Source organism: Sphingomonas sp. S2M10, from assembly GCF_012650175.1.
Taxonomy (GTDB): Bacteria; Pseudomonadota; Alphaproteobacteria; order Sphingomonadales; family Sphingomonadaceae; genus Sphingomonas.
Genome location: NZ_JAAILI010000057.1, coordinates 1 through 24,551, shown reverse-complemented (window position 1 = coordinate 24,551; position 24,551 = coordinate 1). Strand labels below are relative to the sequence as shown.

18 protein-coding genes and 1 pseudogene are annotated in these 24,551 nt (G+C 67.8%); 5 read left to right on the top strand and 14 right to left on the bottom strand.

Annotation, left to right across the window (positions count from 1 at the left end; translation table 11 throughout):
- Positions 1-119 precede the first annotated feature (119 nt).
- The 14 genes from S2M10_RS15250 to S2M10_RS15185 all read right to left on the bottom strand — a co-directional run bounded on the left by S2M10_RS15250 (position 120) and on the right by S2M10_RS15185 (position 18,054).
- The gene (locus S2M10_RS15250) at positions 120-407 is read right to left on the bottom strand and encodes a DUF6072 family protein (protein ID WP_168846856.1); all 288 of its coding nucleotides are present in this window, start codon (positions 405-407) and stop codon (positions 120-122) included.
- Between the two features lie 137 nt (positions 408-544).
- Entirely contained in the window at positions 545-3,670 is a 3,126-nt protein-coding gene (gene lanM / locus S2M10_RS15245; RefSeq protein WP_168846855.1) for a type 2 lanthipeptide synthetase LanM, read from the bottom strand.
- Positions 3,654-4,817 carry a cupin domain-containing protein gene (locus tag S2M10_RS15240; RefSeq protein WP_168846854.1) on the bottom strand — a complete coding sequence of 388 codons (1,164 nt, stop codon included), beginning with the start codon at positions 4,815-4,817 and terminating at the stop codon, positions 3,654-3,656. Before S2M10_RS15240 ends, lanM begins: the two co-directional genes overlap by 17 nt.
- Positions 4,814-5,704: a phytanoyl-CoA dioxygenase family protein gene (locus S2M10_RS15235; RefSeq protein ID WP_168846853.1), complete on the bottom strand. Its 891-nt coding sequence runs from the start codon at positions 5,702-5,704 to the stop codon at positions 4,814-4,816. The genes S2M10_RS15240 and S2M10_RS15235 overlap by 4 nt, the downstream gene beginning before the upstream one ends.
- A gap of 4 nt (positions 5,705-5,708) precedes the next feature.
- Positions 5,709-6,467: a phytanoyl-CoA dioxygenase family protein gene (locus tag S2M10_RS15230; RefSeq protein ID WP_168846852.1), complete on the bottom strand. Its 759-nt coding sequence runs from the start codon at positions 6,465-6,467 to the stop codon at positions 5,709-5,711.
- Positions 6,464-7,513: a prenyltransferase/squalene oxidase repeat-containing protein gene (locus S2M10_RS15225; RefSeq protein WP_211091071.1), complete on the bottom strand. Its 1,050-nt coding sequence runs from the start codon at positions 7,511-7,513 to the stop codon at positions 6,464-6,466. Before S2M10_RS15225 ends, S2M10_RS15230 begins: the two co-directional genes overlap by 4 nt.
- Positions 7,491-8,570 carry a hypothetical protein gene (locus tag S2M10_RS15220; protein ID WP_168846851.1) on the bottom strand — a complete coding sequence of 360 codons (1,080 nt, stop codon included), beginning with the start codon at positions 8,568-8,570 and terminating at the stop codon, positions 7,491-7,493. The genes S2M10_RS15225 and S2M10_RS15220 overlap by 23 nt, the downstream gene beginning before the upstream one ends.
- Before the next feature lie 571 nt (positions 8,571-9,141).
- Positions 9,142-9,291: a hypothetical protein gene (locus S2M10_RS15215; RefSeq protein ID WP_168846850.1), complete on the bottom strand. Its 150-nt coding sequence runs from the start codon at positions 9,289-9,291 to the stop codon at positions 9,142-9,144.
- Positions 9,292-9,432: 141 nt separating this feature from the next.
- On the bottom strand, positions 9,433-9,582 hold the full coding sequence (locus S2M10_RS15210; RefSeq protein WP_168846849.1) for a hypothetical protein: 150 nt from the start codon (positions 9,580-9,582) through the stop codon (positions 9,433-9,435).
- Between the two features lie 411 nt (positions 9,583-9,993).
- Entirely contained in the window at positions 9,994-11,592 is a 1,599-nt protein-coding gene (locus S2M10_RS15205) for a cholesterol oxidase substrate-binding domain-containing protein (RefSeq protein WP_168846848.1), read from the bottom strand.
- Between the two features lie 443 nt (positions 11,593-12,035).
- Positions 12,036-13,211, bottom strand: coding sequence for a hybrid sensor histidine kinase/response regulator (locus tag S2M10_RS15200; RefSeq protein ID WP_168846847.1), 1,176 nt, complete (start codon positions 13,209-13,211; stop codon positions 12,036-12,038).
- Between the two features lie 6 nt (positions 13,212-13,217).
- Positions 13,218-13,775 (bottom strand): chemotaxis protein CheB, encoded by a 558-nt coding sequence (locus S2M10_RS15195; RefSeq protein WP_168846846.1) that lies wholly within the window; start codon positions 13,773-13,775, stop codon positions 13,218-13,220.
- Entirely contained in the window at positions 13,772-14,611 is an 840-nt protein-coding gene (locus S2M10_RS15190; RefSeq protein ID WP_168846845.1) for a CheR family methyltransferase, read from the bottom strand. Before S2M10_RS15190 ends, S2M10_RS15195 begins: the two co-directional genes overlap by 4 nt.
- Complete coding sequence (locus S2M10_RS15185; protein WP_168846844.1) at positions 14,608-18,054, bottom strand: response regulator; 3,447 nt, start codon at positions 18,052-18,054, stop codon at positions 14,608-14,610. The genes S2M10_RS15190 and S2M10_RS15185 overlap by 4 nt, the downstream gene beginning before the upstream one ends.
- Before the next feature lie 356 nt (positions 18,055-18,410).
- Between S2M10_RS15185 and S2M10_RS15180 the strand changes: the two genes are divergently transcribed.
- The 5 genes and pseudogenes from S2M10_RS15180 to S2M10_RS15160 all read left to right on the top strand — a co-directional run bounded on the left by S2M10_RS15180 (position 18,411) and on the right by S2M10_RS15160 (position 24,416).
- Positions 18,411-19,523: a hypothetical protein gene (locus tag S2M10_RS15180; RefSeq protein WP_168846843.1), complete on the top strand. Its 1,113-nt coding sequence runs from the start codon at positions 18,411-18,413 to the stop codon at positions 19,521-19,523.
- A 150-nt stretch (positions 19,524-19,673) separates the two neighbouring features.
- Positions 19,674-22,397 (top strand): TonB-dependent receptor, encoded by a 2,724-nt coding sequence (locus tag S2M10_RS15175; RefSeq protein WP_168846842.1) that lies wholly within the window; start codon positions 19,674-19,676, stop codon positions 22,395-22,397.
- A 132-nt stretch (positions 22,398-22,529) separates the two neighbouring features.
- Entirely contained in the window at positions 22,530-23,894 is a 1,365-nt protein-coding gene (locus tag S2M10_RS15170; protein WP_247650839.1) for an MFS transporter, read from the top strand.
- Positions 23,895-23,911: 17 nt separating this feature from the next.
- A pseudogene (locus S2M10_RS15165) lies at positions 23,912-24,076 on the top strand (VIT1/CCC1 transporter family protein); the annotation flags it as partial.
- A 94-nt stretch (positions 24,077-24,170) separates the two neighbouring features.
- Positions 24,171-24,416, top strand: a complete 246-nt coding sequence (locus S2M10_RS15160; RefSeq protein ID WP_168846841.1) for a hypothetical protein — start codon at positions 24,171-24,173, stop codon at positions 24,414-24,416.
- Positions 24,417-24,551 lie beyond the last annotated feature (135 nt).

Below are 24,551 nucleotides of genomic sequence, written 5' to 3'. Positions count from 1 at the left end.
GAGCCGGGCGATGTGGCCGGGGATCGCTTCCCCGGCGGAGGACGATCGGTCATCCGATTACGGAAGATCGGGCCGACAGAATGCCGGAGTACCGGCTGCCGCCGTCTCGATGCACGCGATCACGCCGCAGCAGCGGGAACGGCCTCGGGTTCGGCCGCCTCGACGCGCGGCGTGACCAGCCCGAGATGTTCGACCAGGTGACGCCCGGTCCGCGCCTTCACGATCGAATTGGCGGATACCAGCAGCACGCCGGGCACCCCGAACGCGGCACGCGCGAGGATTCCCGCAACGAAATGCAGACCAGCCTGCCCGAATTCGCCGCCGACAAGATTGGCGCCGCCAGGAATAAACGTTTCGACACCAAAGGATGTCGCGAGCTTTACGGCTTCGTTCGAATCGGTCGGCATACCCATCTCCTCAAGTCAATTGCCTCGGCGAGTCGCGGAACTATTCCTACAATATTTACCAGCCCTGCGTGATCTCGTCCATGTTCTTCGCTTGCGCCTGCACGTGAAATTACCGGGTCGTGACTTTGCAGGACCGATCAACCCCAGATAAGCGCCGCAGGAACGATCACCGCGGAATGCAAACGTAACAATTGGTATCCGATACCCGACAATCCCTGGAAGAAGGACGGATCGAAGAAATCGGCACCCGTTGTTCCCGACAGGGAAAAATAGCCGCGCTGTTCGGCGCGGGCGAGCACTTGGCCCGTGATCGCCGCAGCCTCGTCGTCCGCACCGGTGCTGCACATCAACTCGATGCGGCTCATGTTGCCGCAGCACAGCCCGTCCTTCGCCGCGAGCCAGGGGCCGGTGTTCCGCGCGACGGCGGCGGCGATGTCGCGCACGCCGCCAGCATCGCGCGGGCCCGGCAGCGCGGCGCGGGCGAGGCCGATGCCCAGCGCGCCGTGGCACCACGCGTTCATGAAGCGCGGCTCCGCCGCCGCGCCCTCGCGCAGATCGCGCCAATTGCCCTGCGCCATATCGAACGCCCAATCCTCGAAGGCACGCGCAGCGGCGGACGCCGCCGCATAGCGTGCATCGCCGGTGGCCGCGGCAAGCCGCGCCAGCGCGAGCGCGATCCCCGCCGCACCGTGCGACAGCCCGGTGGTGGGCGGATGACGGCCGCTCGACCAGCCGATACCCGCCGGCATCGGCTGGGCGCGCACGAGCAGATGCTCGCCGCACCACCGCGCGCGCTGCAGGATCGCGGGATCGCCGGTCGCGCGGTGCAGGGCGAGCAATCCCAGCGCCGCACCGGCGGCACCGGCCATCACGTCATGCTCGATGTCGGCGGCGATCGCCTCGGCATCGAGCAGCGCCGCCGCCGCCGCCGCATCGTCCAGCAGGGCTGCATCGTCGAGCAGCGCGGCGCACCGGGTCAGCACAAAGATGATCGACCCGACGCCGGTCGCGCCGCCGATCGTGTGCCCCGTCGCGAGCAACGCCGCCAGCGCGCCCGGCAACGCACCCCGCCGCAGCGGCGCGAGCGCCGCGCGAGCGATCCCCTGCCCCTCCCCGGTCACCCGGGCGAGCGCGGCGACAAACAAGGCGACGCCGGCCTGCCCGCCATAGAGATCGAGCCGCAACGGACGCAATTCATAGCGGCCACCCTGCGGCATCAGCTGCGGCGCGATCCATGTCGCGCTGCCATCGCCCGCGACGATCGCACGCGCGCGCAATGTCTCGCCGATCGCCCGCGCCGCCGAAAGCGCCGCATCGGGAGTGGCGGGCGGCGCTTCCGGGCCGGCACCGGGGGTTGCGGCGGGCGCCGCGTGTGCCTGCACGGCGGACATCACCAGCGACGCCCGGATAAACTCGGTCTGCCGCGCCAGATCCGCCTCGTCAAAGCGCGCGAGCCGCGCCGCGACCCGGGCCATCGCGCTCTGGGCGAAGGCATCTGGGATCGGTGCGGCGTCCGGCACCGGCAGATCCGTCCCGTCGGCGGGCATCGCGAAATAGGGAATGTCGCCGCGCTCCAGCGCCGCCAGTTCCGCACCGAGCAGCGCGCGATAGGGCGCCTTGACCGGCGACTGGAGATAGAAGCGCGCGAGCACGTCGAACTCGATGCTGCGATCCAGCCCGCCACGCATCGCCTTGGGCGTCGACAGGCGCTTCAGCATCAGCCCGTACAACCGCGTCGGGTGGAATACGAGGCGAAGCGACTCGCCCGCCATGATCGCAATGCCGCCCCCCGGCGCGAGCAGGGCATCGCGGCGGGCGACCAGTGCCATATAGGTCTCGCGAAACCCTGCGATAAGTCCGTCCGCATGATCGGCGACACGCAGCGCCCGGCCATCGAGCATCGGCAGATGGTGCAGACTGTCGACCATAATGGCTTCATGCTCGAGCTGCATCCCGTCCTGATTGATCGCCGACCAGCGGCGGCGCAGATAGGGCGTGGTCTGCCGCGCCGCCGCGCCCAGCCCGCTGATGTCGACGACGACGCCGTCGCGCCCCGCCTCCCAGGTCGGCAGCAGCCCCGCCCGCAGCACGCTGTCGAACAGCAGGTCGTCGGCCCGTGCCGCCGCCTCAACGCCATCGGTCGCCGGGCGGATCACCGGATGCATCAGCGTTTCCATGTCGATCAGCACCGGATAGCCGCTTTCGGCGACGATATTCTCGTGAAAGCAATCCGAGGCTTCGAGCGCGTAGAGCAAGGCAAGGAGATTGCCGGCGCGGCGATAATAGGCGGCCGCTTCCTCCGCGTCGGCGCAGGCCCGATGCACGGCGAGCTCCACCCATCCGCGCGATCCGCGATCAAGCACGCGCAGCGACCGGAACGCACCGGCACTGCCATCCAGCGCGGCAAGGAGCGCGAACCAGCGCGCCTCGATCCCCACCGAGCGCGGCTTGTAGGCGAGACCCCGTCCGGTAGACAGCGTGACGATCGCCACCGATCGCCCGTGATTATGGGCATCCGACAGCGATGGCGAGACCGCCACGATGCGATCGGGAAGGTCGCCGCCAAAGACGTCGGCGATCGCCGCGCGGTCGGCGAGAAAGTCTTCGGCGATTGCGGAGACGTGCGCGCACCATTGCAGCGCGGTGATTGCCAGCAGCCGGGCCAGGGCCGCATATTCGGCGAAGAATGCCCACAGCCCGCCCTCCGCCATGTGCCGGGCAAACGCCTGGAACCGCGCATCGCCCTCGCCGGTTGCGCCCCGAAACGCGGCGAACTCGATCTGCAGCGCCGGTGCGGCCAGATGGCTGAGCTTGGTCACCAAATCGTCCATCAGCGTCGATCGCGCCTCGGCGCCGAACGTCTCGTGCCAGGCTGCGGGCAGATGTGCGGCGGCGGCGGTCACGAAGCCCGTCAGCAACGGCCCGAACGGATGCCGCGCGGCCTCGACGAGGTTGGCGCTGCCCTGCGCCATCGCCTCGGCGAACAAGGTGGTCCATGCCGGCAGACGGGCAAGGCGACCGGTACCCAGCCGCGGCAGCACCGCGTCCGATGAAATGCCCATCCAGCCGAGCCGATCGGCAAAGGCCGCGGCATCGCCCGAGGCTGCCCGGTCCAGCCAGCGCGCGTGCCGCGTGCTCGCGAGCGCCAGCGAGTCGGCGCCGTCGTCGGGACGCCAGTCGGGGCCCAGCCGGTCGGCGAGTGTCGCGGCATCGGCCGCGATCCGGGCAAGCCGCGCATCCATCCCGTCAGCTGCGATCGACACGCTCGACCACGCCTTCGCGCAGCAGCCGATTGGCAAGGACGAGTTTCTCGCCATCGGCGAGCCCCGGCAGATCGGCAGCGCGCCAATGCGGCCGCGCGGCGATCCAGGCGACCGCCGGAGCGATCTTGGCGGGGCCGGCAAGCGCGCCGCCATTGTAGCGCAGCACGACATGCCCGGCATCGCCCGCGACGGTCGATACGACCCCCGCGCGCCAGGCCAGATCCGTCTCGAGCGCCACCGGTGCGGTCGGGGCGAGCAGATCCTCGCGGGGCAGGGGCGATTTCTCGAGCAGCGATCCCGCCAGCCCCGCCAGGCCCGCGCCGGCCGTCAGCCACGGGGCGAGCGCATCGGCGCGTTCGGCCATGCCTGCCGCCAGCGCCGGCTCGGCACCCAGAAAGCCGGGCGGCAAGGCCTCGCGGAAGCGCCGGTCGCCCCGCGCGCGCGTCGCCGCCGCCGTGATCAGGTCCAGCCAGGTCACGATCTTCACGCCGATCGTCAGATGGAGCGATGCCGCGTCGGTCGCGCGCGCGGCATGGACATGACCGCGCGGGATGTACAGCGCCTGGCCCGGCGTCAGCATCCCCGTCCATAGCGGCGGCGCCAGCGCGGCGGGATCGATGGCGCGATGCTCGTCGGCGAGCGGGAGATCGGCGCCCGCCCCCCAGAGCCGCCACTCCTTCGCCCCTTCGAGCTGGAGGACGAACACGTCCATGATGTCATAATGCGGATCGAACCCTTGAGTATCGGGCGGTGTCAGATAGAGATTGGCGTCGACCGGGTGGTGAAGATCGGCGCACAGCGCGGCGCAGTAGCGCGTCACCGGCTCCCAGAAGCGGGCGACATCGTTGAGCACGATCGAATAGCCCTGGTCCCATGCGGCGCGCACCTGGTCGCTGCGCGGCGCGCCATCGGGATCGATCCAGTTCACGTCGTAGTGACGGCTCGCCTTGACGAGCATCATCTCCTGCGGCGGACGGGGCCGCACGAAGCGCAGGATCCGATCGATGTCGGTGCTCGCGATCAGCCCGGCGAAGCGATCGGCGGCGCCGTCGATCACTTGGCACCGTATGCCCCAAATCTCTTGCGCGAAGGCCTCGGCGGAAAGCGTGCCGAGCAGCGCCGCAAGCCCGGTCGCAGGCCCGGTCACGCGTCCGGATCCGTCACGCTATCGTAGAGGATCGGGGTCATCGGCGAATTTGCCAGGTCGCCATGGCCAAGCCCCGGCAGCGAAATTGCCCGGCTGTTCGCCCGCACCTGCGCCACCTGCGGATAGGGAGCTCCAGGTGTTCCCGGCGGCGGATCGACGACGACGCGCGCGCCGTCCGCGAAATAGACGATCACGACCGCCTCGCGCGGCACCGGCGCGCTGTGCGCAAAGGTCGCGTGCATCGTCCAGGCGGCATGAAAGGCGACGTCGCCCGCCTTCAGCCCGTCATAGGTCGTGAACGGATAGCCCTTGCCGCCCAGCATGCGCTCGAACGCGCGCATCGCCGGCTCCCCGCCGGGCGAAAGCCCCTGGAAGCCGTTTCGGTGCGAGCCGGTCGCATAGGTCATCGGCGAGCTTTCGGGACTCATGTCGCTGAGCGCGATCCACGCCGTCAGAATCGCGGGCGTATCGAGCGGGATGAAATAGCCGTCCTGATGCCAGGGCGTCCCTGCCCCGCCCACGCCCTTGAAATAGCTCTGATCGCGAAACAGTCGGATGCGCGGCGCATCGAGCAGCCGGGATGCGATCCGGGCAAGACGGGGGGAATGGATCAGTGCGCGTACCCGGCGATCCAGCGTCCACAGATTGTTGACGAACTGCCACCGGTTCGCCGCCGCGGCGACATCGTCCTCCAGCGCGTGGTGCGTACCGAGATGGGCCGCCACCGCGTGCCGCACCGCGGTGCGACACGCGTCGAGCTCGGCCGGTGCCAGCACCCCCGGCAAGGCGACATGACCATCGCGATCGAACGCCGCGCGTGCCGCCTCGGGCACCGCATAGGGCGAATCGAGCGGCGGCAGGCCGGCTTCGAGCGTCGCGGTCGTCATCCCCTCATCTCCCCTCGGGCGGGTCGCCGGCATGCACCAGCGGATTGGCGGGCCCGGCGGCGAGTTCACCCGGGGCAAGATCGGCGAAATAATGGGCGCGCAGCGCGGCGCGGAACGGCACGCCTTCATCGTCGCGGATCCGTACGCCGTCCGGATAGAAGGTCATCGCCATTACCGCGCGCATCCGGTCGCTGCGGTTGCCGCCCGCGGCATGCAGCGTGCCGCCGAGGTGGAACGAGACGTCGCCCGGCGACAGCGGCCCGCTGTCGCTGCGGGCAAAGGCCTCGGCCGAACGCGGATCGCGGTGGGAGCCGTGCGCGAATGCCAGCATGCCCATCGTCGCGTCGATCTCCACCAGCGGCAGCCAGGCGGTGATCAGCCGGTCGGTATCCAGCGGAAGGAAATCCTGATCGCGGTGCCACGGCGTCGGCCGGCCGGCGGGGGGCTTGAAGAAGCCGCAATAGTGCAGAAGCCGCACCGAGCGCACCGCCAGCAGGGCGGCGGCGAGCGCGCCGAGCCGGGCATCGGTGACGAAGGCGGCGACGTCGGGCGGCGCATCGCCGAGCGTGAAGGTCGGCGCGACGGCGCTGGTGCCCACGGCCCGGCCGGCCTCGTCCATCCCCGCCCGGTGGCGGGCGACATAGCTGCACAACCCGTCGCGGTGCGCGTCGATCCAGCCGCGCTCGACCGCGCCGCGCAGGATGACGAACCCGTCCCGGTCCAGCGCCGCCCGCGCGGCATCGATAGCGACGCCGCCGGTCACGGCCGCGACGCCGCCGACGCCGCAGTCAACGCCCGCAATGCCGTTGCCGTGGTAAAGGCGCGGCGATGGTCGAGACTGGTGATCTGGAAGGTCGCTGCCAGCACTGCCTCCAGCGTCATCGGAAGCGCGCGAAGCCCATGCCAGGGCGTCCATGCAGCTGCGTCGCTCGGCGTCACGCAATCGGGCGCGGGGACGCGCAGCCGCGCCGAGGCGGGCCAGCTGCCATTCTCCGCCTGCGTCGCCGCGAGCAGCGCCACCGCCGTTTCGAGCATCGACGATCGCGCCACTGCCAGCACGCGCACGACATGCGAAAGCGCGAAGGCCGGCGGCGGCGCCATCATCGCCAGCACCTGCAGACGCGCCTCGGCAAAGCGCGCCGCCCGATCGCGCGCGGCGCCGGGAGGGAGCGCCTCGACCGCCTCCGCGGTGGCATAGCCGGGATCGAACCACCAATAGCTCGGCCAATGCCCGTCCTCGGCCTGCATCGCACCCAGCCAGGTCGCGAGCGGATCGTCGCGCATGCCCGACAGCGCTGCCGCCGCCGCGCTCACACATGCATGGGGAAGCGCCCAGGCGCTGAAATCGACGCTCGCCGGCAGCCCGACATAGCCGCGCGGGCCCGCCGGGCTGGCATAGGTGGCCAAGCCGCCGTCGCGCCGGCGATGCGTTTCGAGGACGGCGAGGCCCCGCCGCGCCGCGTCGCTCGCCGTAACGCCCAGCGCCTCGGCCAGCCGTAGCGCCCAGAGCGTGCTGTCGGCATCGACGGGCGTCGCGGCGTTATATCCCCACCCCCCCTCGGGCTTCACGGCAGCCTCGAGATGCGACCAGCCGCGAAGCGCCGCCGCCCACCCCTCGGGATCGCCCGCCTTGGCGAGCGCGAGCGCGACATAGGCGGTTACCCAGCCGTCGCTCTCGCCCGCAGGCAGGAAAAAATCACGCCACGCGCCGCGCGCGTCCTGGCCGGCGAGCAGGAAATCGCGCGCTCGTGCGGCAACGGGTTCGATGTCGATCCGGGTGGCCGCCTCAGCCGAGAGCATCGGATTCACCTGCGCCCGCCTGCGCCAGTTCGCGCACGGCGAGTCCGAAATAGGCCTTGCCTTCGACGCGGCCGTCGCCCGGCAGCACCAGCTTGAGATGGCTGAGCCCGCGCAGCAAGACCATGGGGCGCCCGTCCAGCATCACCTGGGCATGGCCCGGCCAGGCCAGCAGCGCGGCGCGCTTGGCGGGCGTGAGCGCGCCCAGCCCCGCGAACACATCAAGTTGCCCGGCCCACCGCGATTCGAGATGCGGCTGCCGCCGCCAGCTCGAAGCCACGAAGCCCGGCTCGATGCCGATGCGGGGCAGCGCCATTCCTGCCAGATCGAAATGCAGTCCCACGAAATCAGCGTGCGGCCGCAATGCCGCGACCAGCGCGGCGACCTGACCGACATCGCCGCGCCAGCCGATCGCCGCGACGAGATCGGCCAGCGCAGCATCGGGCAGGTCGAACACGCACAGGCGAACCGCAGGCAACGCGCGCGCGCTCATCAGCCCAATCTGGAAGTCATTGGCGCCGACGCACGCATCGAGCCCGCCCTCGAGCAAGCCGCGCGTGACCGGCGGCAGCGGAGCGCCGAGCGCTGCGGGAATCGCCCGGTCGAGCAGCCATGCGCGCGTTCGCATCGGCTCATGCCCGCGCGGCCAATAGCCGAACATCAGATTGGGCAGCAGCGCGGGCGCCGCCGCCATGTCGAATTCCAGCCAGACGCGCGTCATGTCGCCAAGCGGCGGCATGCCGCTCTCGACCCAGAGCGCCAGAAAGGCGCGGATGCGGTCCCATTCCGCACCATCGGGCGCGGATGCCTCCGGCAGCCCGCTGCGCAGCCATTCCGGCGCTGCCGCACTGAGATTGAGCGCGCAGTCGGTCGCGCCGTCCTCCGCTCCCAGGCGCGCCTCGAAGCCAAGATAATCGGTCGCGCTCCGCGGCACGAAGCTCAGAAACTCGTGCATCCAGGGACGGTTGGCGAGCGGTGCCAGAGCGGAGTCGAGATACGGGGCCAGCAGCGGCCATAGTTCGCCGAAGCGCGACGTGTGCGCATCGCGCATGGTATGGGCGGTGGCCATATCGACGCCCCCTCAGCGCCGATCGGCGCAGATCGCGCGCAGCGCCGCCGATCGACCGCCCCGCAAGCGCGCCGATTGCGACCGCCACCGCACGGACAGCCCCCTTCCGAAAGGAAGAAGCGCCACCCCTCGCAGAGCACCGACGGGGGCAGACCGGCACGCGCGCTCGGTCGCGAAGAGCAGCGTTCCGGACGGAGAATGGGCCGTCGCACGGGCAGTCGGGATCTTGCGAGCATTCCCGAGCCGCGCAGCGGCGGCTGCAGTTCCACCCGCGTCTGGATGCTCGACGCGCTCGGCCTGGATCGCCAATCCAGGGCAACGGTCCGCCTGTGCGATCGCGATTGCGCCAAACCCCTGACGCTGACGCGCTGCCCACGCCCGTCTGCCTGGCCTCTCACCTTGGCCACCGGCCCCGTCTACGGCCAACATCCATCGCCCCCTTGTCACCCGCCCGATCGCATTCGCGCGGCGGCACGGTCTTCGCGCATGATCACATAGGTCGATGGCTCCCACCGACAGGGGGACGGTTGGCGCCCCGCATTGGGATCGCGAGGCGCCGCCGCCCGCAGGCTCAGCAATTCTGGTTGCAGTTCGCGCCCCACGAGCTCGCGCCTTCGGCGAGCTGGACGAGCTGGTCATCGGTGAGTTCCTGCTCGATCGCGCTGGTGATGCGCTCTTCTTCGGCAAGTTTCGCGATGTCCTGCGGATTCACGTCGGCCATGGATGTTCTCCCATCTTGCGCGGAGGACTCCGGCGGGAAGGCCAGGATTGGCGGCTCCGCTGTGCCCCCCCGGAATGCGATGTTGCTGGGCCCATTGGGCAGCGCCGCTCACCTGGTGCGAGCGGTACGCTGCCCGCCGGTTCAGCAGGACTTGTTGCAGTTGGCGCCCCAGGAGCTCGCGCCCTCGGCAAGCTGGACGAGCTGGTCGTCGGTCAGTTCCTGCTCGATCGCGCTCGTGATGCGCTCTTCTTCGACGAGCTTCGCGGATTCTTGCTGATTGAAGTCGGCCATGATTCACTCCTCCAATGTTGAACGTCGGATGCAAACGGGGTGATGACCATGATCAGCACGATCTAGGGATCGTACCATTGACCAGCGTGAAAGCCAGTATCGGTGATTATGCGGCCGCCCCCTTTGCGAGTCAATTGTCTTTCACATGGAATCCAATCAACATTGTTGTGGCAGCAGAACCACATCGCCATCAATATCCATATTGGCTTAGATCATAAACCAACATCGGGATTGGCAGTTTTCGGACCAGAGATACGGCGCCGAGTTGATCAGTGGCATGCGTCAACAGCATGTCATGTGCGATATCACGCAGTCGGCTTGCGTGATATTTGACAATATGTCGCTGAGACGCGGACAGAACGCGTGCTCCTGCACCACCCAGACGAGGCTTGCCTCGACATCGAACGGCCCTCAATTCGGTACGAACAGCTTGTCTAGAAAGGCGTTGGAGAACAGATCCGCCTGATCATAGTGCTGCAACGTCGCCACGACCGCATTCCAGTTGGTCGTCGATGTCCGGCCCGTCGTAAACTGGGTACGGACGTGCGCCAAGAAATCGGCATCGGTCCAGCCGCCCGCATCGGTGTACGCCCAGCCCTTCGACCATTCGGGAAACAGGCGCGCGGCTGGTGCGACGAAGCGCTGGCAGAACCAGGCCTCGAGCTCGGTGTAGAACTGGTTCGAATAGTGCGTGCCGGGGAGGGTCAACACGTCGAACCACACCGCGCAGTCATAACCGTTCGCTTTGGCGACATCGTCATAGGTCAGCGACGAGATCAACGGCGTCGACAGGGTCGTCCCAGCCGGCGCAAAGACCTGCGCGGTATCGTCCAACCCGGTCACGCGTATCTCGAGCGGGGAATTGACCGGATACTGGTCCTTCGCGGCATAGCTTGCCAGCATCTTCTCGAACTGTTGTGCGAAATCATGCACCGCCTGCTGTACATCGGCGCGCTTCATCTGGATGGCATAGCCATTGGCGGTGACCCGCAGCGTGGTATCCTTGATGTAGAGCAGCGTGTTCATCGACGCCCCCCACAAATCCGTCAGCCCGTCTTCCAGAGAGGCCTTGGTAAAGTCCGAGAACAGCTTCTGAAACGTCGGCGTGGATGCCGGCGCCACGGTTGTGATCCAGCTCAGCATGCTGGTGACCCAGGTGGGCAGATTGTCCGAAAAGGCATAATTGTACGGCGCCGTTACCAGCACCGATCCGCTCGGCTGGGTCGGGGTGACGGTCCAGACCTTGAGCCACGGATCGTCGGTGAAGGGGTACCAGATCGCCTCGACCCTGCCCGCCTCCTCGAGGAAACTGGCCAGGCTCTGCGCTGGTGGCGTCCCGTTCACCGGAGCCGCGAACAGGGTGTCGGACAGAATGTCCATCGTGCTCTGACAGCGCAGGTTGTAATTGTCGATCACCTGCAGGGTCGCGCTGACGATGAACGCACGGCCCGCATGCGTCAGCAAGGCGGCGGCGTCGGGATCCTCGCGCTGGAAGGTCTTGAGGACATAGGCGTTGGGCGCTTCGTCGCTCGACACGACGGCGGTGAACGCCATGATGTGGTTGCTCATCGAGCCGTAGGACGATGCGAAATGTTCGTTGGCGGTAGGCACGGCGGTGCCGTGCGCGTTGATCGCGAGCACGCCGCCGACAGTGAGGTTCCCGGGTGCCGGCACGTGCGGAAAGGCAAAGCCGGGCGCCGACCCGTTGCCGCCTGCCTGATTTTGCAGGAAGGTCAGCAGATCCAGCATCGTCGCGCCGGCGTCCGCCACCACCATCGGCGGCGCATCGCCGGCCGCAGGCACGAAACGCAATGCGGTCAGATATTTCGTCGTGTCGACGATGATGACGTTTGACTCGGGCTTCGTATCCGCCGTGACCGTGAGCGGCGACCAGCCATGGCGGATACCCTTCGCCCTGATCTTCCAAGCCGGCGACTGCGCCGCTGCCCAATTGCACACCTCGACGACCTCGTCGGCCGTTTTCGGCTCACATGTCCAAAGCGGATCCACTACAATCGTCTGGGACCAATTCCGATAGGTACGTGCGTGAAGCGGAATGTTTTTGGGAAATCCGTTCGGCTTACTGCTCATGGCGCACTCCATCGGACATTTCGACTCGCGTTTATTATCACGCCAGCCTAGTCCGGTCACCACCGCCGCACTTTATTTCATCAAATCTGCATCACGAAATCACGACGTCATTTTCGCTAGCGGTTTTTAAATAGCTTTCCCGGTCGATGACTCTGCTTGTGCATCGCACAATATTGAAATTGTCAATTTCTGTCGCGCGCGGCGCCCAGCATTCGCGTCAGCACATCCGTCTAACGCGCCGAGAAATGCGCCTCCGCGCCGTTGCTCGCGCGGCGTGTCCCAGCATCCCGATCGGCGGTCAGATGCTCCTTGATGCGACTCGATAGCAGCGACGACCGGTCGCACCCAATCGCCGCACAGGGCTAAGTATGCGCAATAGCGTTTTCGTCAGCAGGAGGGATGCCAGCGTCATCAAAGGGCAACAACACCTGAAAGGTCGAACCCTGCCCCACTACGCTCTCCGTCAGCGCGATCGTACCGCCGTGCAGCGTTACCAGCTGGCGCACCAGGGCGAGCCCGATGCCGAGCCCGTCGGCCTGCGCGTCGCCGGGGGCGACCTGCGCGAAAAGATCGAATACCTGCGCCTGTTTTTCCGGGGGGATGCCGATCCCGGTGTCCCGCACCTCGATCACGACCTGGCTGGCCTCGCGCCGTATATCCAGCCCGATGTCGCCGCCGGGCAGCGTGTACTTGGCCGCATTGGCCAGCAGATTGCTGACCACCTGGGTGATCCGGGCCGAATCTGCATGCAGCCACACCGGCATGTCGGGCAGTGCAATCGCCAAGCGATGCTCCCGCGCCTCGATCTGGGGACGGCTGATCTCCACCGCCAGCGCCACCGCATCGGCAAGATCGATCCGCGCTGCGCGCAGCACGATCTTGCCCTGATCGATCCGCGCGACGTCCAGCAGATCCTCGATCAATCGGGTCATGTGATCGACCTGGCGCACCATCTGGCCGCGGACCTGCTCCGCCGCTTCCGCCGAGCGGCTGCGCGAAAGCAGGTGCAGCCCGGCGCCCAGCGCCATGATCGGGTTGCGCAGTTCGTGGCCCACCATCCCGAGAAAGGCGTTCTTGCGTCGATCGGCGAGCTGCAGGCTTTGCGTCATCCGCTCCAGCGCGTCACGTTGCGCCATGATCTGGCGGCGCTGCTCGTAGAGATCGAAGAAGACGTTGCTCTTCGAGCGGAGAATACCCGCGTCCAGCGGCTTTTGCAGGAAATCCACCGCGCCGGTCTCATAGCCGCGGAAGCGGCGCCGGGCGTCGGCGCTGCCGGCGGTGAGGAAGATGATGGGGATGTGTCGGGTCCGCTCGTTCGCCCGCAGAAACTCGGCGAGCTCGAACCCGTCCATGCCGGGCATCTGCACGTCGAGCAGCGCCAGCGCGACGTCGTGAACCAGCAACAGCTCCAGCGCGTCCTCGCCGGAGCGCGCCTTCAGGCATTGCAGGCCGTCGCGCCGCAGCAGCGCCTCCAGCGCCAGCAGGTTCTCGTCAAGATCGTCGACGAGCAGGAACTTCACGGAATCGGGGGCGGACATAGGGTCTCAGGCCAATCGAATCAGGCTTGGGGCAATGGCGTCGATCGCCAGGCGAGTTGCGTCGGGGCACCGCGCCAGGCCGGCGGCCGGCATGGTCGGCACCCGCGCCGTCGCGGGATCCTCGACGATCGTGGTGCCACCGGCGCGGGCGACGGCGCGGAGGCCCTCGGCGCCGTCGTGGTTCGCACCGGTGAGCAGTATCGCGATCAGGCCGCTGCGCAGCGCATCGGCGGCGGTGTCGAACAGCGGGTCGATCGCGGGGCGGCTGTGATTGACCGGATCGTCGGCCGATAACGCCATGCTGCCGTCGGGCTCGACGAGCAGGTGGTAGTTGGCCGGCGCGAAATAGATGGTGCCGGGCACGGGCACCATCTTGTCCTCCGCCTCACACACCTGCATCGCGCATCGCGCTTCGAACAGCGCCGCCAGCCCGTGATCATGATCGGGCGGGACATGGACCACGATCAGCACCGGCCGGGGAAAATCGGTCGGGAGCGCAGGCAGCAAGGTCAGCAGCGCCTGCACCGCGCCCGCCGAGCCGCCGATGACAACCATCCCCGTCATCGATCGCGCCGCTGGTAGATCTTCTCCTCGCGGACGAAGTCGCTGAAGCCGGCGGCATGGTCTGAAAAGCGCAGACTCTCCTTGCGGCCGAGGCCGAGAAAGCCGCGACGCACCAGCGACTCTTCGAACAGCCCCACTGCGCGCTCCTGCAACCCTCGATCGAAGTAGATCAGCACGTTGCGACAGGAGATAAGGTGCATCTCCGCGAACACCGAATCGATCGCGAGGCTGTGATCGGAGAAGACGACATTGGCGCGCAGGCTGCTGTCGAAGATCGCGCGATCATAATCCGCGACATAATAGTCGGACAGCGAGGTGCGCGCGCCCGATTTCTGATGATTCTCGGTGAACTTGCGGATCTGGTCGAGTGGATAGACCCCTGCCTCCGCCGCCTTGAGCGCCTTGGGATTGATGTCAGTCGCGTAGAACAGCGTGCGCTGCTCCAGCCCTTCCTCGCGGAACAGCATGGCGAGCGAATAGACCTCCTCGCCGTTGCTGCAGCCCGCGATCCACACCTTCAGCGAGGGGTAGGTGCGCAGGTGCGGAATGACCTTCTCGCGCAACGCCCGGAAATAGCTGGGGTCGCGGAACATCTCGCTCACCTGGACGGTGAGATAGTTGAGCAGCCTGGCCAGCATGTCGGGATCGCGCAGCAGCCGCTCCTGCAAGGCGGAGAAGCTGCTCATGCCCAGCCGCCCGCGCGCCTGAATCAGCCGTCGCTTGATCGACGCGCGGGCATAGTGCCGGAAATCATAGTGATAGCGCCGGAACAGCGCCTCGAGCAGCAGCTCGATCTCGATATCATCGATGTCGGGCTCGGCAGCGTCCTCGGTCATCGCGGCATCCACACCCGAACGAGCGACAGCAGCTTGTCCACATCGATCGGCTTGGCCATGTAATCGCTGGCGCCCGCCTCGATGCAGCGTTCCTGGTCATCCGGCATCGCCTTGGCCGTGAGCATGATGATCGGCAGCCTGGCCCAGTGGGGATCCTTGCGGATCTCGCGGGTGGCGGTGAGGCCGTCCATCACCGGCATCATCACGTCCATCAACGCCAGATCGATGCCCTGCGCGGGATCCGCTGCGGCCTCGGCAAGCGCGTTGAGCGCTTCCTGTCCGTTGCGGGCGATGCGCACCACGACGCCGCGCGGCTCCAGCACGCTGGTCAGCGAATAGACATTGCGGACATCGTCCTCGACGATGAGCACGCGCCGGCCCTCCAGCACCGCATCGCGGCGGCGCGCGGCCTGGATCATCTCCTGCTGCGCGCTGGGCAGCTCCGACACGACCTGGTGGAGGAACAGGGAGACCTCGTCGAGCAGCCGCTCGGGCGATTTCGCCCCCTTGATGATGATCGAGCTGGAATAGCGCCGCAGCTGCTGCTCGTCATCGGCGCTGAGATCGTGACCGGTATAGACGATGACCGGCGGGAAGCTGTGGGCGCTGTCCTCCTCGCTCAGCGTCTCGAGCAGCGAATAGCCCGAGGCGTCCGGCAGCGAGAGATCGAGCACCATGCAGTCGAAAGTCTGGCTGCGCAGCATCTCCAGGCATTCGGCGGCGGTGCTGACCCCCACCGTCTCGACATCGTCGGTCTGGAGCAGCCGGGCGACCGCGTCGCGCTGAACGGGATCGTCCTCGACGATCAGAACCCGCCGCATGCGGCTGGCGGTGCGTTGCTGCAGGTTCTGCAGCACTTCGGCCAGCAGCTCGCGCTTGATCGGCTTGATGTGATAGCCAACGGCACCGAGCGACAGCGCGGTCTGGCTCTGGTCGGCCGCCGAGATCACATGGATCGGGATGTGCCGGGTCGCGTCTTCCTGCTTGAGCCGGTCGAGCACGATCAGCCCGGACTGGTCAGGCAGACCGAGATCGAGCACCACCGCGCTGGGGCGATAGGTGCGCGCGAGGTGCAGTGCCTCGTCGGCGGTGCTGGCGACCAGACACTGGAAGCCGAGTTCGCGCGACAGGTCGCAGACGATCGAGGCGAACACCGGATCGTCTTCGATCACCAGCAGGTGACGACCACCCGGCACCAGCGCGTCCCGGTCATCGTCCAGCACCCAATCCGCGGCGGCGGGGGCGCGGCGTGGCTGCGCGGGCGCCGCCACCGGCGCGGGCGCCGCGATCGGGGTGGCCGGGGCGGCGGGTACTGCGGGAAGCGCACGCGGCGCGACCGCCGCCGCATCATAGCGGACCGGCAGCGTCAGGGTGAAGATGCTGCCCTCGCCGGGCCGGCTGTCCAGCGTGATGCCGCCGCCCAGCAGCCGCGCCAGCTCGCGCGAGATCGACAGGCCGAGGCCGGTGCCGCCATAGCGGCGGTTGATCGTGCCGTCCGCCTGATGGAACGCCTCGAAGATCATCCGCTGCTGCTCCGGCGAAATGCCGATGCCGGTATCGCGGACGGCGAAGGCGACCCGGTCGCCGGTCGCCGTCACCTGGAGCCGTACCGAGCCCCGCTCGGTGAACTTGAGCGCGTTCGACAGCAGGTTCTTGAGGATCTGCTCCAATCGCATCCGGTCGGTCTCGATGCCCTTGGGCGCCGCGTCGTCGAGCACGATTTCGAGGTCCAGCCCCCGCTGCGCCGCCACCGGCTGGAACAGCTGGCGCAGATCGGTGCCGAGCCGCACCAGGCTCACCGGTTCTGCCCGGATGTCGACATGCCCTGCCTCGATCTTCGACAGATCCAGAATGTCGTTGATCAGCGTCAGCAGGTCGTTGCCGGACGATTCGATCGTGCGGGCGAACTTCACCTGTTCGGCAGTCAGCGTCGCGGGAGCGTTGTCGCCGAGCAGCTTGGCGAGGATCAGCAGCGAATTGAGCGGCGTGCGCAGCTCGTGGCTCATATTGGCGAGGAAGTCGCTCTTGTACTGGCTCGCCTGTTCCAGCTCGCGGGTCTTGGCGAGCAGTGCCGCGCTGCCGCGCTCCAGTTCGTCGCGCTGGTTCTCCAGCGCCTGGGCCTGCTCCTCCAGCTGGCTGTTGGTCTGCTCGAGCTCGACCTGCTGCTGCTCCAGCATCGCCTGCGATTCGCGCAAGGCCCGGCCCTGCTCCTCCAGTTCCTCGTTGTTGACCTGGAGCTCCTCGCTCTGGGTCTGGAGTTCGGCCGCCTGGCGCTGGGTTTCCTCCAGCGCGTCCTGCAGCCGCGCGCGGAAGCGGGCGGAGCGCAGCGCCACGCCGATCACCGGCGAAGCGCGCTCCAGCAGCTCCAGCATCAGCGGGTCGGTCGGGTGGAAGAAGCCCATCTCCAGCACCGCGTTCACGCTGTCATCGGCCTTGGCCGGCGCAATCAGCAGATGCCGCGGCTTGTCGCTGCCGAAGGCGGAACCGATTTCGAGATAATGATCGGGCACGTCGTCCAGCAGGATCGGCGCGCCTTCCGCCGCGACCCGCCCGAGCAGGCCCTCGCGCAGGCCGAATGCCTCGGGCAGATCGGCGTCGCCGGGCACGCCAAGCGTGGCAACGCGGCGGAAAAGCCCCGCCTCGCCCTTGAACAGGGCGCCCGCCTGGAAGCCGAGCTTGTCGGCCAGATAGCCGAGCACCGCCTCGGCGATCTCTTCCACCGATCGATCGCCACGCACTGCCGCCGAGATGCCGAGCAGTCCGTTCTGCAGCCATTCCTCCCGTGCCCTGCTGCGAAGATTGCGCCGCAGCAGCACGAAGATGATCAGCGTCAGCCCCGCCCCGATCAGGCTCGATGCGATGCCGCTCGCGACGGCGGCCTGCGAAGCGCTGGCCATGTCGTCGAGCCGTTCCTTGCGAAGTCGACCCTCTTCCTGCGCCATCACCGTCAGCTGGGCGCGGATGGCATCCATGCTGTTCTTGCCGCGATCGGTTTCCACGATCGCCAGAGCATCGGCCAAGCCTCCCTTGCGCCGTGCCTCGATGGTCTCGCGCAGTTCGCCGAGCTTGGCGTCAAGCTGGCGGCGCAGCTGCACGATATTGCTTTGCTGAACGTCGTTGTCGCTGACCAGCTTCTGCAGGCGCGCCAGTCGCAGGTCCAGCGACTCGGTGGCCCTGGTATAGGGCTCGAGATAGCTCGGGCCGCCGGTCAGCAGATAGCCGCGCTGGCCGGTCTCCGCGTCCTGAACCGTCGACAGCAGCTCGTCGAGCGCGATCAGCACCGTATGGCTGTGGCGAATGGCGGCATCGCTCTCGCGCAGTGCCACCACGTTGCGATAGGCCAGCCCGCCGCTAGCCAGGAAGAAGGCGAGCCCGAGGACGAGCCCGATGGTCAACCACACAGACCTGCCGCCGGACTCTCGCAACAAATTCCGACGCTTCATCCACTTGATCCCGAAAGAGGTCCCCGATGCCCCGCATACCGCGCCGCCGCACGAGAGCAAGTGGCCCTGTGACGCCGGAGCGCCCCCCCCTTGCGCATTGCCGTGCAGCCCGTCTGCCGGGCGCGGCGTCAGATGCACCGCAATGGACAAACCCGCGCCCCGAACCGGACCCTGGTTTCGCCCGTGCAACTCCGGGCGCCTCGCAGCACCGCAGCGTCCTCGTCGCCCGGTGCACACAGGGTACGCCTCCGTTCCGGATCAGCTTGCCATGTTCAAGCGAGTCCGGCTGCGCGATCAATAGGCCGAACATTGCGGGAACAGCTTGCAGGTCCCCGCGAACTCTCGGGGGAGGTGCGATGCAGATCGGCGGACCCAGGGCGATCGAGCAGGTCGACCAGGCATCTGTCCCGGTTCCGGACCCAGGGTCGGGCGCCGGCGAAGCGGGCACGCATGCGGGTGGGACGTCGCCCCTCCCGTCGTTGGCGCAGGGCGGCGCATCGCTGCGCGAAACGATCGCGCGGCGGGCGGTCGCCGATCTGCTGGACGGCGCCCCCCCGCCCCCAGCGGCGATACCGCGCCGGCATCTGCCGGCGCACAAGGTCGCAAGCATAGACTCGGAGGCCGCGGAGCTGCGCGTCGACATGCTGATCGCTGATGCGCTGCTCGACGCCGGCATCGCACCGCGACACCCGCGTATCGCGCGCACGGTTCGCCGCATCGTGCAACAGTACCCCGCCGATCCCGGCGAGCGGATGCGCGGCTTGCACGACCGGTCACGCGACGTAGCTGGCCTGGCGCAGGCCATGCTCCTGCTCGCCCGGCTCGGCAGGCGCGACGTCATCGCCGCCCATTGCGCGCCGCCGCTGGCGGTCGTGCTGACCTATGCCGAAGCGGACGGCGCGATCCCGACCTGGGCCTTGCCAGACACCCCCTCGCCCGCCGAGGTGGAGGCGATCGCCGGGCTCGTCCATGCGCTTGCACGCTGGGATGCGCGCCGCTTTCTCGGCATGATTGTGGCGGGTGCCCGCTGGGTTGCGGACCGCCAGCAGCCGGATGGAAGCTGGTCCCCGCCTTCCGGTGGCGAGCGCTTGCACAGCTGCTGGCAGGCGCTGCGGCTGCTCGGCGCCGTGATGCCCAACCATCCGGCGGTGGCCCGCGCCGCCCGTTTTCTGCACGCCAGCCGAAACGGGGACGGCGGCTGGGGCGCGGACGGCTGCGCACCGCTACCCACGGCTTTGGCGGTACTTGCCCTGGCGGCGACCCGGACAACGCTTCCCGAGGCCTTTCCCGCACAGGTCCGGCCGCTCCTCGCCCCCGGTCGATCCGGGTGGCCGGCAAGTCGCTTTCCGCATGGGCCAGCGGCCGACAGCGCATCGGCCATGCGCGCCGCTCCAGGCAGCCCCGTCGTCACGGCGCTGTTTGCGCTGAAGGCCAGCGAGGCGCTGGCGCCGCATTCGCCGCGCCGCTGATCCGACGTTCCACCCGCCGGCAAGCATTGCGCACCCCAGCACCATACGCCCCCGTCAAAAACCCGAGGCGACGTTCACCGAAATTTATGGCTCTTTCGGCAGATCAAGCAGTCAAACCAAAGCAAAAGCTTGGAAAAGAGAGGAGCCGATATGTCGAAATGTGCGTTCTTGCTGTCCACCGGCGTTCTCGCGATCGCGGCGCCGGCCGCGGCGCAGGACCTGCGCGGGTCGGCCGCCAACACCCCTGCCACCACGGAAGGCGATTCGCCCAACACCGCCGACATCGTCGTGACGGCCACGCGCCGGTCCGAGCGCCTGTCGAACGTGCCGATTGCGGTTTCCGCCTTCGGCCAGGCGTCGCTGCAGAATTCGGGGGCGAACGACATCCGGCAGATGACGCAAATCGCACCTTCGCTGCTTGTTTCTTCCACCGGCTCCGAAGCGAACGCCTCCGCCCGCGTTCGCGGCATCGGCACCGTCGGCGACAATCCCGGCCTCGAAAGTTCGGTCGCGGTGTTCATCGACGGCATCTACCGCAGCCGCACCGGCTCGGGCCTCAACGACATGGGCGAGATCGAGCGGATCGAGGTGCTGCGCGGGCCGCAGGGCACGCTGTCCGGCCGCAACTCCTCGGCGGGCGCGATCAGCATCTACACCAAGCTCCCCGAATTCCGCTTCGGCGGCTTTGCCGAGGCGACCTACGGCAATTTCAACGCCGTCCGCCTCTCCGGCGCGCTGACCGGCCCGGTGGTCAAGGATCTGGTCGCCTTCCGCGTCGACGGCGTCTATTCGAAGCGCGACGGCTATCTCCACGACATCATCAACAACACCGATTATAACGACCGCAACCGCTATTTCGTCCGCGGCCAGCTGCTGTTCACGGTCAACCCCGATCTCGGCATCCGCCTGATCGCCGACTACACCCGTCGCGACGAGAAATGCTGCGGCGCCGTCTATGTGGGCACGCGCGAGACGCTGGATCCCACGCCGGGCGTCCCCGGCGACTTCGCGATCAACCCCGCGGGCAACCGCATCACCGCGATCCTGCGCAGCATGGGCGGCGTGCTGCCCAGCGAGAACGATCCCTATAATCGCCGGATCACGCTCACGCCCGGCCGTGCATATGCCAATCTCACCACCGATTACGGCGTCTCGGCACGCGTTCGCTGGAACCTCGGCGCGACGCAGCTGACCTCGCTCACCGCCTATCGCGAATATAAGTCGGGCGGCGCGGCCGACATCGATTACGGCAATATCGACATCGCCTACCGTCCCGATGACGGCAACGCCTATCGCCAGTTCCACACCTTCAGCCACGAGAGCCGCTTCTCGGGCACGATCCTCGGTGACAAGCTCGACTGGCTTGTCGGCGGCTATTACGCGCGCGAGACGCTGCGCGTGGCCGACAATCTGCGCTTCGGCACTCAATATGGCGCCTTCGCGGCGTGCCGCATGGTGGCGACGATCAACCCGGCCGCGGCACTGCGCGACCCCAGCCGCCCCGGCTGCCTCAGCGCCGCCGGCCGCGCGGTGCTAACCCCTGCGGTGGGCCCGCAGATCATCGGCGGCATCGATCGCCTCAGCACGCTCAACAATCTCGGCTCGACGCTCGACCTGTACGACCAGACCAGCAACAACTGGGCGCTCTTCACCCACAATATCTACAAGCTGACCAAGACGCTCAGCTTCACGCTCGGCGCACGCTACACGCGCGAGAGCAAGTCGCTGAAGGCCGCGTTCAACAACAACAATACGGTCTGCCCGGCACAGCAGGCGGCACTCGCGCCGCTGCTCGCCAGCCCCAATCCGCTGCAGTCGCTGGCCGGCGGCATCGTCACGCTTACCTGTACCGGCAATTCGACATCGGCGCTGACCGGCGTGCCCTTTTCGGACAAGTTCAAGGAAGGGCAACTCACCGGCACCGCGGTACTCTCGTGGAAGCCTTCGGAGAGCACGCTGTTCTATGCCTCCTATGCGCGCGGCTACAAGGCGGGCGGCTATAATCTCGATCGGTCGGACCTGTCCGCCACGGTGTTCGCGACCCCGCGACCCGCATCGGTCACCAACCTGCGCTTCGACCCGGAAACGGTGAATGCGTTCGAGTTCGGCGCCAAGTACAGCTCCCGCCACGTCACCGCCAACATGGCGCTGTATCGCTCGGAGTTCACCAACTTCCAGCTGAACACCTTCAACGGCACGAACTTCATCGTCCAGAATATCGGCGGGTGCAGCACCGCGCTGAACGGCGCGGACCGCGACAACAACTCCGCAACTGGCGCCTGCACCGGCAGCGTCGGCAAAGGCGTGGTGACGCAGGGTGTCGAGCTCGAACTGGGCTTCTACCCCACCTCCAACGTCACGGTGAACCTCGGCTATACGCTCGCCGATACAAAATATCAGAACGACCTGGTCGGCTCCAAGGCGGGCGAGCCGCTGAATGCGGCGCTGTTCCTGCTGCCGGGCAGCCAGATGTCCAACGCACCGCGCAACACCGTCACCAGCGCGGTGACCTGGACCCCGCCGATCGGCAGCAACGGCATGACCGGCCTGTTCTATGTCGATGGCCGCATGACCAGCGACTACAACACCGGATCGGACCTGTTCGTGGAGAAGCTGCAGGACGGCTTCGTCACGATGAACGCCCGCATCGGCGTGCGCGGGCCGGACGAGAAATGGGCGGTGGAGCTGTGGGCGCAGAACCTGCTCGATACCGACTACCAGCAGGTCGCATTCAACCTGCCCTTCCAGGGCGCGGGAAGCCGCTCGCAGGTCCAGGCGTTCGGCGCGCCGAGCTTCGCGGCGGGCAATGCGATGTTCGGCTCGTTCCTCGCCGAGCCGCGCACCTATGGCCTGACGGTGCGCACGCGCTTCTGAGGAGGGCGGCGGGCGCGCGGGCCTTTCCTCCCCCGCCAAGGGGAGGAAAGGCCCGATCCCTAACCCTTTGACCGGCTGGCCCTCGCCCCCGGCCGCCGCTACAGCCGGCACCATGCAGCGCCAGCCCCGCCGATGAGCGACACCGCCCCGCCCGCCCCCCGCCATGGCGGCTGGATCATCGCCACGTGCATGTGCGCCTCGAGCCTCGCCTTTCTCGACGGATCGGTGACCAACGTCGCCTTGCCGACGATCGGCAGGACGCTCGCCGCCGATCCGGCGACCCTGCCCTGGATCATCAACGCCTATCTGCTGCCGCTCTCCGCGCTTCTCCTGTTCGGCGGGGCGACCGGCGACTATTTCGGCCGTCGCCGGATGCTGATCCTGGGCGTCGCAATCTTCGCGATCGCCTCGCTCGGCTGCGCGCTGTCGCGGGGTACCGACCTGCTGCTCGCCTCGCGCGCGCTGCAGGGGATCGGCGCGGCGATCCTGATGCCCAACAGCCTGGGCCTGCTCGGCAGCAGCTTCCACGGCGAGGCGCGGGGACGCGCAATCGGCACCTGGGCCTCGGCCGGGGCGATCGCCTCCGCCGTGGGGCCGCCGCTCGGCGGCTGGCTGGTCGACGCGGTCGGCTGGCGCGCGATCTTCTACCTGAACCTGCCGGTCGCCGCTGCTGCGATCGCCATCGCCTGGCGCTTCGTGCCCGAGAGCCCGCGCGGCAAGGGCGGGCTCGACTGGCTGGGCGCGGCGCTGGCCACCGCCGGGCTGGGGAGCCTGACCTGGGCGCTCACCCTCTGGTCGAGCAGCCATGCGGTTTCGGGCGAGGCGGCGATCGGCCTGGTCGGCGGCGTCCTGCTGCTCGGCGGCTTCGTGCGCCACCAGCACCGCTTGGGCGAGCGCGCGATGATGCCGCTGGCGCTGTTCGGATCGGTGCCGTTCGTCGGGCTGACCGTGCTGACCCTGCTGCTCTACGGCGCGCTGGGCGGGCTGATCCTGCTGCTGCCCTATCTGCTGATCGTCGGCGGCGGCTATCCGCCCGCGCAGGCGGGGCTGGCGCTGCTCCCCTTCTCCATCGTGATCGGCATCTCGTCGCGCTTCGCCGGGCGGCTGGCGGCGCGGATCGGCGGACGCTGGCCGCTCTCGATCGGACCGATCGTGACCGGTCTCGGCTTCTGGCTGCTCTCGGGCGCCGACCCGCAGGCGAGCTACTGGACGAGCATCCTGCCGGGCATGCTGGTGCTGTCGCTGGGCATGGCGGGCGCGGTGGCGCCGCTGACCACCGCGGTGCTCGCCTCGGTCGACGATCGCTTCACGGGCACCGCCTCGGGCTTCAATAGCGCGATCGCGCGGACCGGCGGGCTGGTCGCGACCGCGCTGGCCGGCGCGGTGCTGTCGCAGACCGGCGCGGCGCTGGTCGGCGGGTTCCATGTGGCGGCTTTGGTATGCGCGGGGTTGGCGGTGGCTGCGGGGGTGACGGCGTTCCTGACGCTGAAGGGGTGACGCGCTGGGGGGCGGAGGGGGAAGCGGCGGCATCGATCCTGTTCCTCGCCCTGCTCGGCGCGCTGGGCGCGATCACCGGGGGGGCCAGGCCGCGCAAGCCGGTGGTACGGGTGGTGTTCTGGGGCGCGCTGGCGATGGCGTTGACGGCAGGGATCAGGCGGGTTGTGGGGACGAGTGTTTGAGGGAGTCCGACCCAAATCGTCGCGACATTCACATTTACGAATGAGCCGAAACGGCTATCATCGCGGGTAGGACATAAGGTCAGAAACCGATTGGATGAAGTCTTCCTTGCCACGTTCGCTAGGCGTCGAGTTCTGGGTCGGCTTTCTCGTGATCCCGATCTCGCTTTTCTTTGCGTGGGTGGGGTATTCGAATGGTAGCGGCCGTAATTTTCTGGGATCCGTCCTTGTTGCCACCATCTTTCTCTGGAAAATGATCGATCAATTTCGAAGGGTCCGGCTTGCCAAGCTTCTGGACCAGAACCCAAAAGTTCGCGACAGCTACCATTCGGTCGAACGCTAGCCTGCGATCCGACAAGGAGCTCGGCGGGCAAGCGAACATCTTAAGCCCCTCCCCTTCAGGGGAGGGGTTGGGGGTGGGGCAGGACCGGGAAGCGAGTCCCACCCTCCAAGCGATGTCCCCCCCTTGTCTCTTATA